Annotated in this window: 10 protein-coding genes; 3 read left to right on the forward strand and 7 right to left on the reverse strand. The window is 47.8% G+C overall.

Features of this window, described 5'->3' with window-relative positions; genetic code table 11:
• Positions 1–16 precede the first annotated feature (16 nt).
• Entirely contained in the window at positions 17–2,371 is a 2,355-nt protein-coding gene (locus AC13CK_RS01820) for a Tex family protein (protein ID WP_482830897.1), read from the forward strand.
• Positions 2,372–2,429: 58 nt separating this feature from the next.
• On the opposite strand, the gene AC13CK_RS01825 is transcribed toward AC13CK_RS01820, so the two are convergent.
• The 6 genes from AC13CK_RS01825 to AC13CK_RS01850 all read right to left on the reverse strand — a co-directional run bounded on the left by AC13CK_RS01825 (position 2,430) and on the right by AC13CK_RS01850 (position 8,160).
• Positions 2,430–2,747, reverse strand: a complete 318-nt coding sequence (locus AC13CK_RS01825; RefSeq protein ID WP_482830898.1) for a hypothetical protein — start codon at positions 2,745–2,747, stop codon at positions 2,430–2,432.
• A 60-nt stretch (positions 2,748–2,807) separates the two neighbouring features.
• Complete coding sequence (locus tag AC13CK_RS01830) at positions 2,808–3,887, reverse strand: patatin-like phospholipase family protein (RefSeq protein ID WP_005108057.1); 1,080 nt, start codon at positions 3,885–3,887, stop codon at positions 2,808–2,810.
• 155 nt (positions 3,888–4,042) lie between these two features.
• On the reverse strand, positions 4,043–5,662 hold the full coding sequence (locus AC13CK_RS01835) for an ABC1 kinase family protein (RefSeq protein WP_425878996.1): 1,620 nt from the start codon (positions 5,660–5,662) through the stop codon (positions 4,043–4,045).
• Positions 5,663–5,674: 12 nt separating this feature from the next.
• Positions 5,675–6,352, reverse strand: a complete 678-nt coding sequence (locus AC13CK_RS01840; RefSeq protein ID WP_253147763.1) for a ubiquinone biosynthesis accessory factor UbiJ — start codon at positions 6,350–6,352, stop codon at positions 5,675–5,677.
• 12 nt (positions 6,353–6,364) lie between these two features.
• Positions 6,365–7,309: a bifunctional demethylmenaquinone methyltransferase/2-methoxy-6-polyprenyl-1,4-benzoquinol methylase UbiE gene (gene ubiE / locus AC13CK_RS01845; protein WP_004647333.1), complete on the reverse strand. Its 945-nt coding sequence runs from the start codon at positions 7,307–7,309 to the stop codon at positions 6,365–6,367.
• A 146-nt stretch (positions 7,310–7,455) separates the two neighbouring features.
• On the reverse strand, positions 7,456–8,160 hold the full coding sequence (locus tag AC13CK_RS01850; protein ID WP_425878998.1) for a DUF8198 family protein: 705 nt from the start codon (positions 8,158–8,160) through the stop codon (positions 7,456–7,458).
• A gap of 205 nt (positions 8,161–8,365) precedes the next feature.
• Here AC13CK_RS01850 and pap point away from each other — a divergent pair, with 205 nt between their 5' ends.
• On the forward strand, positions 8,366–9,784 hold the full coding sequence (gene pap / locus AC13CK_RS01855) for a polyphosphate:AMP phosphotransferase (RefSeq protein ID WP_004647335.1): 1,419 nt from the start codon (positions 8,366–8,368) through the stop codon (positions 9,782–9,784).
• 54 nt (positions 9,785–9,838) lie between these two features.
• Here the strand turns inward: pap and AC13CK_RS01860 are convergent, their stop codons facing one another.
• Complete coding sequence (locus AC13CK_RS01860) at positions 9,839–10,339, reverse strand: hypothetical protein (RefSeq protein WP_005108051.1); 501 nt, start codon at positions 10,337–10,339, stop codon at positions 9,839–9,841.
• Positions 10,340–10,516: 177 nt separating this feature from the next.
• Between AC13CK_RS01860 and AC13CK_RS01865 the strand changes: the two genes are divergently transcribed.
• The gene (locus AC13CK_RS01865) at positions 10,517–14,227 is read left to right on the forward strand and encodes an exodeoxyribonuclease V subunit gamma (RefSeq protein ID WP_425879001.1); all 3,711 of its coding nucleotides are present in this window, start codon (positions 10,517–10,519) and stop codon (positions 14,225–14,227) included.
• The last annotated feature ends 4 nt before the right edge of the window (positions 14,228–14,231 follow it).

The raw sequence follows: 14,231 nt of genomic DNA on the forward strand, positions 1-14,231 counted from the left end.
TGTGGGATCAAACACGATGACTGACTTAGTTCAGCAGTTGGCAAAAGAACTTGCCGTACGTCCAAATCAAGTTGAGGCTGCCATCAAGCTTATTGATGAAGGTGCCAGTGTTCCTTTTATTGCACGTTACCGTAAAGAAGTAACGCAAGGCTTAGACGATACGCAACTACGTCAACTCGATACGCGTTTATCATACTTGCGTGATTTGTATGAGCGCCGTGAAAAGGTGATTGAATCACTCAAAGAACAAGATAAATTATCTGATGATTTATTGGCGCGTGTGAATGCGGCCGAAACCAAAAATGCATTAGAAGAAATTTACGCGCCGTACCGCCCAAAACGTACCAGTAAATCATTCAAGGCCAAAGAAGCCGGTTTAGGCCCGATTGCCGAAAAAATCTTTAATGAAGCCGTTGATCCAGCTGAAGCTTTGGCGGGCTTTAGCCATGAAGATTATCCAGATACTGAAAGCCAGCTTGATGCGATCCAGCACATCCTGATTGATGACTGGGCACAAAATATCGCACTGACCACTGAACTTAAAGCGACATTTGCAAAAACTGCCGTGCTGAAAAGTTTAGTTGCAAGTGATGAGAAAAAAGAAGTCGGTAAAAAATTCCGTGATTATTTCGATTTCTCTGAAAACTTGAACAAAGTGCCTTCACACCGTTTATTGGCGATGCTGCGTGGCCGTCAGGAAAACGTTTTAGGCCTGAAAGTTGATGGCGAAGATGATGCTCCATTGGCGCGTATTGAAACTGAATACAATCTTGAAACTGTTCAGCCACAAGCTCGTCAGGATTTCTTGAAGCAAACTGCAAAATTGTTCTGGCTCGGTAAAGTTCGTCCAACGATTGAACATTCATTGCTGACTGAAAAACGTCTGGCTGCTGAAACAGAAGCGATGAACGTCTTTGCTGAAAACCTGCGTCATTTACTGCTGTCTGCACCTGCTGGCGCACGTACCACTTTGGGCGTGGACCCAGGTATCCGTACTGGTGTGAAACTGGCGGTGGTGAACGAGTCTGGTGATGTACTGGCACATAGTACGATTTATCCATTTGCGCCAAAAGATGATAAAGATGGTTCATTAATTGAACTTGCACGTTTATGCCGCGAGTTCAATGTTGACCTGATCGCGATTGGTAATGGTACTGCAAGCCGTGAAACTGAAGCTTTAGTTGCTGAAATGATGGCTGCGAACAGTGATCTGAAAATGACACGTGTGTCTGTGTCTGAAGCAGGTGCATCTGTATATTCAGCATCTGAACTGGCTTCACAGGAACTTCCAGAGCTGGACGTGTCGATCCGTGGTGCAGTATCGATTGCACGCCGTTTGCAGGATCCATTGGCGGAACTGGTGAAAATCGATCCGAAATCGATTGGTGTGGGTCAGTATCAACATGACGTGAACCAGACCGGTCTGGCGAAAACCTTAGAAGCAGTAGTCGAAGACTGTGTGAACTCGGTGGGTGTGGATGTAAATACTGCATCAGCAGCGATTTTGGGTTATATCGCAGGTCTGAACAAATCGATCGCACAGCAAATTGTGGAATTCCGTAAGGAAAATGGTCGTTTTGACAATCGTCAGTCTTTGAAAAAAGTACCACGTTTAGGTGAGCGTACTTTTGAGCAGGCTGCGGGCTTCTTGCGTATTCAAGATGGTACAGAGCCACTGGATGCTTCTGCAGTTCACCCTGAGTCATATGCTTTGGTGAGCAAAATTGTTGAAGCAAAAGCAACGACTGTAAAAGATATCATTGGCAATACTGAAATCATTCGCCAAGTGAATGCTGAAGAATTTGCAGACGAGAAATTCGGTCTGCCGACAATTCAAGACGTATTGGCTGAACTGGAAAAACCGGGCCGTGACCCGCGTCCAGAGTTCCGCACTGCTAAATTCCGTGATGACATTACTGAAGTTGCGCAATTGTCTGAAGGCATGCAGCTGGAAGGTGTAGTGACAAATGTCACTAACTTCGGTGCATTTGTCGATGTGGGTGTGCATCAAGATGGTTTGGTACATATTTCTGAACTTGCCAATGAATTCGTCGCTGATCCGCATAAAGTGGTGAAACCGGGTCAAATCGTACAAGTCCGTGTTTTGAATGTGGATGCTGAACGTAACCGCGTGAATCTGTCGATGCGTCCTGAAGGTTCTGAAGCGCCGGCGAAAGCACCACGTCAGCCACGTCGCGAGAACAATGAGCCACGTGGTGAACGTAAGCCTCAGGGTAAACGTCCACAGCAAGGACGTCTGCAAGGTGATCGCCCTCAGGGTAAGAAACCTCAAGCGGCTAAACCACAAGAGCAAAAAATTGGTGGTTTGGGTGCATTGCTATTGCAAGCAGGGATTAAAGGTTCTAAATAATTTTCAGATATCTTTAATTTAAAAAAACCTCCCAATTGGGAGGTTTTTTATTGGATCATTATGAGTTAATCATCGGCACAATCCAGCTGGTGATAATCAGCAAAATACCGAGATGCCCCAATTTTCGTGTCACATAGACCAGTTTAGATGGTGGCTGTTCCAGTCTTTTTGCATATTCTTCCATCCTAATGCCGGGCTTGCCTTTACTGGTAAATAAAAATACCGCCAGGTCGATACAGATCAGAATCGTGCCGATATCAGCGACCAGTTCCATCAGGACAAAATCCTGGCTATACAGCGACATGCTGACGCTATAAATCAGATAAATGGCAAAGGCCAGACACAGGTATTGCAGGACAACTAAAAATTTCTGCATAAATCTCAACAGTTCACAAAATTAAAGCAATTATACAAATAATCGGGCAGCTGCGGCCAATTACAAGGTTTGCATCACCTCAGCAAAATTCTGCTTCTCGACCAGTTCCAGAAATTCATCGCCCAGACGCTGACTTTCCGCAATACATTGCTTCCAGAGCTGAATGCGTTGGGCCTGGTCCAAACCTTTTAAGTTAAAGTCTTTACGGTCAGGCAAACGACCCAAAGGCAAACTTTGCAGATATTGCTGCGATGGAGAAAGCAGCAAAGTTCGTGCCTGATTTTCCGGATTTGAGGTACGTTTAAATAACTTGTCAAACCAGCCGGGGGTAATGCTATCGGTAAAATGTGGATACAGCACAATACCTTTGCTCTGAAAGGGCAGGTCAATGTGATAGTCAATCAGGCCACCATCGCGATAATAACCCTGCGGCGCATCCGGAATATTGTTCACCGCTGCCATCACCCCGGGAATAGACGCTGAAGCCATCAACCAAGACAACACACTCTGTTCGGTCAGTGCATGATAATGCGTGGTAAATCCATCTTCAGCGATTTTAAACTGTTCACCGATATTGGGCTGGCTGATCACACGTTGCATGAAATAACGGCTGTGCCGGCGCGCGACTGCGGTCGTTCCAAGAATTCCAGCCACAGAAGCCAGCAACGGCAATGCCTTGTCACTCTGAAAAATGTGTTGGGCTTTAATTGAAATGACTGCGAGATGATAATCTGGATGATTGACTAGATCGTTTTCTTTGCCTTGTACCAGATCCAGCAGCATGCCACGGCAAACTTCGCTGACATCCTGACGGGTCATTTTTTTATGAAAATAGAGGTTGGTATACAGCTCACCCAAACGTTCGGTTCCCTGTTGAACTCCATGTGCAGCCATACTGGCAAAACGCCAGCTGCCAATCGAAGAACCCACCAAAGTTCTACGCTGAGGTGCACGTGGAAAAAACTCACCAAAAATCGCCTGATCCAGTCCTTGGATCCCGATGCCTTTGGGGCCGCCTGCCGCACCGGGCACGATATCGACCTGTTCGGGTTGCAAACCTTGTTCCAGAATCAGCTCACGTGCCAGATGGCCAGCACGAATCGTCAGCGCAGGCGCACGTTTTTGTAAAATCTGTACCATGGTTGAACCTATACCAGTCAAATGTGTGCTTATTTTAAGCGATAGGTTTAAAGACCCAATGGCAAGATATGTCCTAAGGTGACTTTGAAGTCATCCTCATCTTTAAGACATAAAAAAGCCTGAGACTATTCAGGCTTTTTGCATATGTAAATCGCTTATTTCGCAATTCGCCAGACGGCAAGCACACTTGCCAACACAATCAGAATCACCGACACAAACCATGGTGAAATAATCGCAATTGCCAGCAGAATGGCCATGACACTGCCGAACATCCAGCTACGCTTTTGCTGATGTTCCATTTGCAGGCGCATACTTTGTAATTCATTGAGCTGTTTGGCATGCCAAGCCGACTGGTTTTTTAAACCGTTTAAGCTGTCGATCATCAGTGTCGGTAAATCCTGCGCCCCTAAAAGCAGATCCGGGATTTTTTGTCCCAGTTCTTTCAGGTTCTTTTGCGGATTCATCTGGGCCTTGATCCAGTCGGTCAGGATCGGTTTGGCCAGACTCCAGATATCCAGTTCAGGATATAGGTCGGTTCCCAAACCTTCGACATGCACCAAAGTTTTTAGCAGCAACATCAATTGAGGGGGAATTTCGAGATGGAAACGACGAGCGATATCCATCACTTCAATCAGAATGCCGGCAAAATCCAGTTCATGCATCGGTTTTGAGACCATTGGCCCCACACTGCGGCGCATTTCACGAGCCAAAGCATCCTGATCAGTCCCCGGTGGAATCCAGCCAGCCTGATGCACCACCTGAATCAGCTGCATAAAGTCGCTGTTCATGACCGCTAGTAGCATGCGTGCTACGGTCATCTGGTCGTGTTTGGACAGTTCGCCCATAATCGCGCAGTCCAGCGCAATAAAACGCGGATTGGCCGGATTGATGGTTTCTACAAAGACATTTCCCGGATGCATATCGGCATGGAAGAAGTTATCGCGGAACACCTGGGTAAAGAAGATGGTCAGGCCTTTACGCGCCAGATCGGCCCGATCCATGCCCAGCCGGTTAAAGGTCGCGATATCTGAAATCGGCACCCCGGTAATGCGCTCGGCTACCAGCACGTCTTTGCTGTCCATATAAATTTCCGGCACATACATCATGCTCGAGCCGGTAAAGTGATGGCGCATACGGCGGGTATTGTCTGCTTCCAGCGTCAGATCCAGCTCATTCAGAATGATCTGTCGATAATCCTGAATGATTTCTGATAAATGTAGGGCACGTGCTGCTTCCAGACGTTTTTCCAGAAATTGACCGAGCCATTCCAGAATTTCAAAATCCTGCAAAATCTGCTGGCGAATATTCGGACGGGTGACTTTGACCACGACTTCACGGCCATCATGCAGGGCAGCCGTATGCACCTGTGCAATCGAAGCCGCTGCCAGTGGCTGGGTATCAAAACGCGCGAACAGGGTATTTACATCAGCTTTCAGGGATTCCTGAATGCGCATCTTGGCCACGTCATTATCAAATGGCTTGACCCGGTCTTGCAGTAACACCAGTTGCTGTAAAACTTCAGGTGGAATCAGGTCACGACGGGTTGAGAGAAGCTGACCGAGCTTGATTGCCAACGGTCCCATTTCTTCTAAAGCCAGTTTCAGCTTGAGCGGATTTTTACGTTCACGACTGGACCAGGCGGCCGGATGCATCCGGATGAGGGACAGCACATGCCGGGATTTTTCTGGTAATTCTTCCGCAGGAAACAACGTGTCGAGTCGATAGTGCGCGGCGATGCGCCAAAGTTCGAGTAAACGTGAAACATGCGGAATCATAAAGCTGTGTACCTAGTCTTGAGTAGAATTGTTTGAGGCATCGATTTGAGCCTGAAGCTGATGGATTTTCGCTTCAACCCGATCTAAATTTTGATTCAGGATACGGGTGTCCTGATTCAGGTCATCCATTTGCCAGCGTGGGGCAAACAGACCGCTGTCTTCTTTTAAGGCATCTTCGGCAAAGAATAATTGACTTTGCAGGGTGCGTTTTAGCTGCTGGGGCAGCAGTTGCAATTTACCAATTTCATGCGCCAGTGTCGGGCCAATCCAGGGGCTTAAATGCGCCGCCAGATCCAGTTCCGCCTGTTGCATGATGCGCTGGATTTCCTGCAATAACTTGTAGTCGCCTTGCAATGGAATATTGCCCACTTCATCGGAAAGCAGCAGCTTGAGTAATTCCACCACATTGCTGACCTGCAAGGTTGCGGTCGCTTCAAGGACTGTCGCGGAACTCGCGTCAAATGGACGCTGTTCAAAGACCGAAGGTGTTTCGGTATGACCGGTTGCCGTTGGCTCCAGACGAACTTTGCCCTCATCAAAAAACACATCGACCGAAAGCTGTGGCGAGGCGATCACCACCCGCAGCATTTTACCGGACAGAGCATTCAGCTGGATGCGGGTAATGGCATCCAGATCAATCACATGATGAATCACGCGTTCAACAGCACCGAGTGCCAGAATTGACCACATAGGCAAGGAACCTTAAAGTTTGAAACCGCGGTGAACCGCAACAATCCCGCCAGTCAGGTTGTGATAGTCACAATTCTGGAAGCCGGCATTTTCCATCATGCCTTTCAGGGTGCGCTGATCTGGATGCATACGGATCGATTCAGCCAGGTATTTATAGCTTTCTGCATCATTGGCAATGATTTTTCCCATGATTGGCAATGCCGTGAACGAATACAGGTCATACAGTTTAGAGAATGGTTCAAACACTGGTTTAGAGAATTCCAGAACCAGTAAACGGCCACCTGGCTTAAGGACACGGTACATCGCAGCCAGTGCCGCATCTTTATCGGTGACGTTACGCAGACCGAAAGAAATCGTTAAAAGATCGAAGCTGTTGTCTGCAAATGGTTCTAAGGTTTCGGCATTGGCCAGAACGAAATCGACATTGGTACAGCCCGCATCAATCAGACGGTCACGACCGACATTCAGCATGGATTCGTTAATATCAGACAGTACCACATGACCCGTCGGGCCCACTTCGCGGCTAAAGACTTTAGCCAAGTCGCCAGTACCACCCGCGATATCCAGCACATGCTGGCCACGGCGTACACCTGACATATTGATTGCAAAACGCTTCCACAGGCGATGAATACCAAAAGACATCAGATCATTCATGATGTCGTATTTGCTCGCCACCGAGTGGAACACTTCTGCGACTTTCTGGGCTTTTTCTTCGCTGTTGACAGTTTGATAGCCAAAGTGCGTGGTTGAGCCGACGTTGCCTGTATTGGCACCGCGTGGCAGATTGTATTTAGGCACAGTACCCGTCACAGGCGTGTCAGTCAGACGTTGTTCTAAAGATTGTTGCTGACCTTGCGGGGTGCCTTGTGGAAGGGGTTCAGTTAAGAATGGGCTCACTTTGTCTGTCTGTTGTGCCGACTCGGGGGTAGGGGTAGGCGTTGTATTTTCATTCGACATTGGAGTCACTCCTAACATATCAATCGGGTTAATCTTGCATTGTCTGCATCATGACAGATTCTAAAGGCTTATTCAGCAATCATGATGCAATTGTTATGAATAATATACAGAAAAATTCACGCTTGGCAGAAATACTCATCGGGTATTTACTGAAATGGTAGCGGATCGCCAGAATGTACTTTCTCGATAATCTGGCGTTCGGTTGCCGTGAACGCGCGTACAAATTTTTCTGCCGATTTGAGTGGCTTCATGGCCAGAAAACCATCCTGCATAAATTCATACATCACCTGAAAGTTATATTTATTCGCCGCGCCCTTACACATTTTAAAGGCCGTATAGACCACAAATGAACGCATATATTTATCCAGACTCATACCGAGCTGATCCAGTAGGGCTAACTGTTTCAGGCGTGCTTCACCCTGATCCAGTTTCAAATAGGTCAGGCGCATCATCTCGTCAGTCAGCGGTTCATGTGGATGATAATCCTGTAATAACTGAATCGCGACCTGTTCATCCAGCTGTACCGCCAGAATAGCCAACTCTACGCCTGAGGTGCCGGTTTTAATGGCATTTTCCGGAATAACTTTTTCTGCTTTATGCGCATATTTCATCAGCCGGGCAATCTGTTCTGCCAGCGCATCAAATTCAGCACCGCCGTAGAGACGGTTCAGGAAATATTCGGACATCAACAGGTTTTGTTTTTCAGCAAAATGGGCGCGATGAGTGCGCTGCATGCGGACTTTCTGCCAGGCCTGCACATCCTGTAAACGGCTTAAAATGTCAGGCCGGGTGTGATAAGCCAATTGATAATAATGCGCTAACAGATCATCGAGTACGGCAAGTTTGGACATGAGGCTTCAATTATCATTGGAGGATGCAAGAATCTTAGAGGCTGCCGGACAATCCTGCTATGACAAATTGAACAGAGATCGGGCATTTGTATGTCAATCTGTTGTTTAAATAGCCAATTTAATCGTGTGAAAAACGTTGCCAGAGCTATTTTTGCGCTGAAACTCCTCGCTATACTGCAAACAGAATAAAAGATCAGGGTTGAAGATGCGTATGGAACAACCACAATTTCAGTTAATGGATGAAGATCAGCTGTCTGTCGAGCTGATTGATGCCCAATATAATTTAAAAAAGACCCGGGGCCAGAAAAATGCCAAAAGTCTGGTGATTCTGGTGAATGGCATTGAACTGGCCGGCAAGGGTGAAGCGGTTAAACAGTTACGTGAATGGGTCGATCCGCGCTATTTGCGTGTGAAAGCCGATAAGCCTCAGCTAGCCGGCCCGAAGCAGACCTTGTGGCAACCTTATGCACGTTTTATTCCTGCCGAAGGCCAGATCATGGTGCTGTTTGGTAACTGGTATAGCGATCTGCTCGGCAGTGCCATGCAAGCTGAAAGCCCGCTGAGTGATGCACAGTTTGATGAATATCTGCAAGAGATGCAGGCCTTTGAACAGGACCTGAAAAATAACCATGTCGATGTGATCAAGGTCTGGTTTGACCTGTCCTGGAAAGTCTTGCAAAAACGTCTGGATGCCATGGATCCGAGTGAAACTCACTGGCATCAACTGCATGGTCTGGACTGGCGCAATCGCAAAGAATATGACACCTTGCAGCGCCTGCGTCAGCGCTTTACCGAGGACTGGTTCATTATTGATGGCGAAGATGAGCAGCAGCGCGACCAGCAATTTGCCCAGTATATCCTGAGTGCCTTGAAACATTGTCCGGATCATCCCGCCAGAGCCAAGGGAAGATGGAAGCAGGCCAAGATTCCCGAGCAGTTAAAACATCCTTCCAAGACTCAAGCCCAGCCAGAAGATTACAAACCGGAACTAAAAAAATTAACCGCGAAGGTCGCCAAAGCCATGCGTTCCGATTCGCGTAATGTGGTGATTCTGTTCGAAGGCATGGATGCTGCCGGCAAGGGCGGCGCGATCAAGCGAATTGTCAAAAAACTGGATCCACGTGAATATGAAATTCATACCATTGCTGCACCAGAAAGATTTGAGCTGAGCCGTCCCTATTTATGGCGCTTCTGGACCAAGCTGCAAACCGATGATGATATCTGCATTTTTGACCGTTCCTGGTATGGTCGGGTATTGGTAGAACGGGTAGAAGGGTTTTCTAGTCCGGTAGAATGGCAGCGAGCTTATGCGGAAATTAACCGTTTTGAACAGAGCCTGGTCAAGCATCAAACGGTGATTGTGAAAATCTGGCTGGCCATTTCTAAAGAGGAACAGGCAGCACGGTTCAAGGCGCGTGAAGATACACCGCATAAGCGTTTTAAAATTACTGAAGAAGACTGGCGTAACCGGGAGCGCTGGGACGATTATCTGAAAGCGGCAGCCGATATGTTTGAACATACTTCGACTGAGGAAGCGCCTTGGCACATTATCGCGTCTGATGATAAACATACCGCACGGGTCGAAGTATTAAAGGCTATTTTAAAACAGCTTCAGGCAGAATAATCTGCCTGAAGTAGAGAATTTTAAACAGTTTAAAAATATTTAGCTTAAACAGGATTAACCTTGGGCGACCTGTTTTTGCTGAATACTTTTAGCGGTGCGATAGCAGTCTTGCACATGAGCATCGGCAATTTTTTTCATGACAAAATAACCCAGACTTGCGGCCACCAGCTGACCACCCAGCGGAATGAATTTTGTGACTTGCTTTATCATCACTTTCGCTGCAACATTGTTCAAAGATTTTTTAACTGCCGTACGTGCGACCACCAGACCGGAAAATTCTACGCCACGTTTACGCAGCTCTTGCCAGTGAATTTGACGGGTTTTCGGATCGTAGACACTGATCTGCTCAGGGGACAGGCCGAAGCGGGCATTGATCTCGGGAATCAATTGCGACAAGATGCCGACATCAATGACCACGTCCATAAAAGGTACCGGAATCACGGCAGCACCAGCAGAATAGTAGGCGCGTTTTTTGGTGAGTTCCAAGCATTCGTCGCGGATTTGTTCTAAATCTAGGCTCGGATCGAGACGTTCAGGAATTTTATCTAATTTCATGGGCACTACCTAAGCTCTATGTTGTTTTTTTCTATTCAAGCATCTTTAAGATGCTTTTTTCAAAGAAATTTTTCGACTGAAGTGTGGTTTTAAAGTGTCATAGAGCGCTCGGGATGTATAGTAAATAATCTTTATCATTTTGTAGTAAAAACCACATTCAGCAGTTCAGGGGAACCAATGGCCATCCATGTTATTCAGAGTCAACGTATTGATGTGCTTTTGGATAGTATGCTGCGTATTGTCAACCAGACTGCCCGGAATCCATTTGAGGTGTTACAAACCCGGCATTTTATTGTGCCATCTCCGGCAGTAGAAACTTGGCTGACCCAGAAAATTGCCGAGAAAAAAGGTATTAGCGCCAATACCCAGTTTCATCACCGGATTCGCGCCTTTCAATGGACTTCCTATCAATGGGTATTGAATGCGCCTAAAGAAGTGGAGCAGGTCCGTGAAGCCAATATTCCGCGCATTATCATCAAATGGCGCGTGTTTCAGGCATTGCGTAAATGTATTCTGCCTGAACAGATTCCTTTAGACGTCGATCATCCGCTGTATTCTATTGTGAAGCGGATTTATGACAGTGCTGACCGGCTGGAGCAGGGTACAGAGAAGCAGCTGAAAAAACAGAGCATGCTGTACTGGGTAGCCGAGCAGGTGTCGCGTTTGTTTAGCCATTATATGGATTATCGTGGTTATTGCGCGCGTAACTGTCCTCCAAACAACTGTAGTTGTCCGAGTAACTGGTTAGAGTCCTGGGGGCAGGATATTGCGCTCGATATCGAGCAAATGATCTATAGCCCCAAAGATGAAAATGGCCATGAGATGCAGGTGGCGGATTTTGTCAAGATTCAGGCGCGTGAACTGGAAGCCTGGCAACGCTGGTTGTGGCAGCATGTATTTCAGGATGACTATGCCAAAATCCTGGAGATTGAACGCCTGTATTGGGAGCGGCTGGAGAATGCAGAAACCCGCGCCCAGGCTCTAAAACGACTACCGGCCCAGATTGTGGTATTTAGCCTGCTAGAACTGCCACCCAGCCAGCTGGATTTTTTACGCCGTCTGGGGCAATACATTGATATCTATATTTTTCACTTCAACCCCTCGCAGGAATACTGGGCCGACAGTGTCGATCCTGACTGGAAAGCCAGGTTTGATTTGCAGCGGGAAGAGCGCTTTATTCAGCGTTTTGAAAAGACCCGTCAACGTAAACCGAATGATGCGGAAATAAAAGACTTCAGGATCAAGCAGCTGAACTTTAATGCCGAAGACCGGGAATCGCGGCATCCGCTTCTGACCCGATTCGGCAAGCAGGCACGGGATCATTTTTCTCTACTCTCTAAACTGTCTTCGGGGGAAGAGGGTCTCTGGGCCGATGTCTTTGTCGATGAATATCAAAATAAACTGCTGGCCAAAATCCAGTCAGATATTCTGTATTTACTCGAGCCTGAACAGCATCAATATGCTTTAAGCCCTGACGATGATTCTGTACAGATTCATGTCTGTCATTCTTCATTACGTCAGCTGGAAGTCCTCAAAGAACAGCTGATTCACTGGCTGGCTCAAGGCACTGAAGAAGCGCCGCGTCAACCAAGTGATATTCTGGTGTTGACGCCAAGTCTGAAAGAACTGGAACCGGCAATTCGCAGTGTCTTTGCGCCACCACCGCGTGAGCGCGAAACCGGCAGCAAACGCCTGCAAAAAGATAACCTGTATTTACCGATCCAGATTGCCGGGGTGTCGCGTCTGGATGTCAGCAATGCCTGGCGCGCGGTACTGGGCCGGATTCAGTGGGTACGTCGCCGTTTCAGTATTGAGGACTTTGCCGACTGGCTCAGCCTGAATGCGACCCAGCAGTATTATGCTCTGGACTATAGTCAGGTAGAACGGATGTTGCAGTTGCTGACAGATGCTGGCTTCAAGCGTGGATTGGACCAGCAGCATTTACAGCAAAGTCTGAGCGCAGGCGATGAGGATTACCGGTTTAGCTTTAAATTCGCGCTGGACCGTCTGGCGTTGGGTCTGGCGATTCCTGAACATACCCTGTTTCAGGACACCTTGAGTTATGCCAAGGTTCTGACCAGTGATTTTCCCTTGATATCCACCCTGATCCGGATTTATCAGGATCTGGTAGAGCGCCGTGACTGGCTGACTTTGCATGAAACCGGACAGCGCACGCCAGTCAAAACCTGGCTGGAATATCTGCGCGCCGATCTGAACGAGTTCCGTGATGCTGGCGTGGAATCGCTCAAAACCGTTGCCGAGATTATCGACAAGCAAATGCGGATGCTGACCCTGGCTGATTATCATGATCAGGATGATCCGCATGCCAGTCAGGAACTGGTGGCACTCAGTCTGCCTCTGCCTTATGTGCTGGAAGAAATTCAGAATACCCTGGAGATGCAGCTGGATCAGGCTGAACCGACCGGACAGATTACTTTTAGCCAGATTGGCCAGATCCGTCCATTGCCTTATAAACTGGTGGTGATGCTGAATCTGGATAGCGGTAAATTTCCGAGCCGTAATCAACAGGTTCCGTTTGACCTGATGCGCAGCCTGAAGCCGCAACTCGGTGACCGTTCCCGTCTGGATGACGAGCAGGGCGCTTTTCTGGATGCCTTGCTGCTGGCACAGGAAAATCTATGGCTGTTCTACAATGGCTTTGATCTGGAGGATGGTGAGGCTCGCGATCCATCCACTGCCTTGCAGGAACTGGTTCAACATATCGCGCTGATCTGCCAGTCTGAACAGCCGGATGTCGAAGTCGATCCGATGGTGGATATTCATGGTCTGTCAGTCGCTCAACATATCCAGCAGCTTTATCATGTACATCCCTTGCAGCCTTTTGATCCAGCCGGATTCGCAGATATGCAGACACCACGTTATCAGGATCAGTGGTTTGCAGTGGCAGAATATATCCGCAGTGCCGAAGGCAAACGCAGCAGTTGGATTAATGCACATTATCCGGCACTAGAACAAAAAGAAATCCGGGTACTCAAAGGCGATGAATGGATTCGCGATATGATTTTCCCGGCGCGCCTGTTCCTGAAAAGTATCGGGGTTTCCACGATTCGCTATGCCGATTTGCCGAGTTCCCGGGAACCCTTATTATTGAACAAGCTGGAACAGTATCAGGTGCGGGATTTCCTGTTACAACAAGAGCAGGAGATTGAGCCAAACCTGATGCTAGACCGTTTGCCGGTGGGCAAAACCCAGCAAGCCACCTGGCTGGGCAGCCAGCAGGAACAGCAGTTATTGCAAGAACGTTTGCTACAGTTGGGCAAAGAACTGACGCCAGTCACCCAACAATCCCTGCAGTTCAGTCCTGAACTGATCATTCATATAAACGTGCCTCAGGTTCCACACAGCAGCTACTGGCTGAGTATGCAATCCTCTTCGGCCTCGGAAAAACGCCGTGCCCAGATCTGGCTGGAGTATCTGCTATGGCTGGCTTACTTGAATGACGATGCACGCTCACCAGAACTGGAGCGCATTGTCATTTTCAGTAATAAAACCCTGAAGTTTTCTGGCTTGAGTTCGAGCAAGGCACATGAGTATTTGCAGCTCTGGTTAAAGGCCTGGGAAATTGGTCAACAGCAGCCGCTGGTCTTGCCGGCAGAATTACTGATGAAAAAAGAGTGGCAGTGGGCCGAGAATGAACAGGGTAAAATGACCATTGTGGAAATGCAGGAATTGTTGGAAGCCTGGAACAACAGTTATAGTCCTAAAACAGCTAAGCCATTGACTTCGAGTGAATCTAGTGTCTTGCATCAGGATTGGCAATTTATTTTGCAAGATCAGGATCCGGATCTGGCCTTGCAAAACTGCTGTCATGATTTTGCCCATGGCCTGTATGCGCCGATTCATCAACATCTGGAGTGGGTGAAATAGCCGT

This window comes from Acinetobacter sp. L-24, assembly GCF_056857555.1.

Excerpts from the sequence above, each read along its gene's own strand:
- AC13CK_RS01820 (WP_482830897.1), top strand. The coding sequence starts at position 17 with ATGACTGACTTAGTTCAGCAGTTGGCAAAAGAACTTGCCGTACGTCCA.
- AC13CK_RS01825 (WP_482830898.1), bottom strand. The coding sequence starts at position 2,747 with ATGCAGAAATTTTTAGTTGTCCTGCAATACCTGTGTCTGGCCTTTGCC.
- AC13CK_RS01830 (WP_005108057.1), bottom strand. The coding sequence starts at position 3,887 with ATGGTACAGATTTTACAAAAACGTGCGCCTGCGCTGACGATTCGTGCT.
- AC13CK_RS01835 (WP_425878996.1), bottom strand. The coding sequence starts at position 5,662 with ATGATTCCGCATGTTTCACGTTTACTCGAACTTTGGCGCATCGCCGCG.
- AC13CK_RS01840 (WP_253147763.1), bottom strand. The coding sequence starts at position 6,352 with ATGTGGTCAATTCTGGCACTCGGTGCTGTTGAACGCGTGATTCATCAT.
- ubiE (WP_004647333.1), bottom strand. The coding sequence starts at position 7,309 with ATGTCGAATGAAAATACAACGCCTACCCCTACCCCCGAGTCGGCACAA.
- AC13CK_RS01850 (WP_425878998.1), bottom strand. The coding sequence starts at position 8,160 with ATGTCCAAACTTGCCGTACTCGATGATCTGTTAGCGCATTATTATCAA.
- pap (WP_004647335.1), top strand. The coding sequence starts at position 8,366 with ATGCGTATGGAACAACCACAATTTCAGTTAATGGATGAAGATCAGCTG.
- AC13CK_RS01860 (WP_005108051.1), bottom strand. The coding sequence starts at position 10,339 with ATGAAATTAGATAAAATTCCTGAACGTCTCGATCCGAGCCTAGATTTA.
- AC13CK_RS01865 (WP_425879001.1), top strand. The coding sequence starts at position 10,517 with ATGGCCATCCATGTTATTCAGAGTCAACGTATTGATGTGCTTTTGGAT.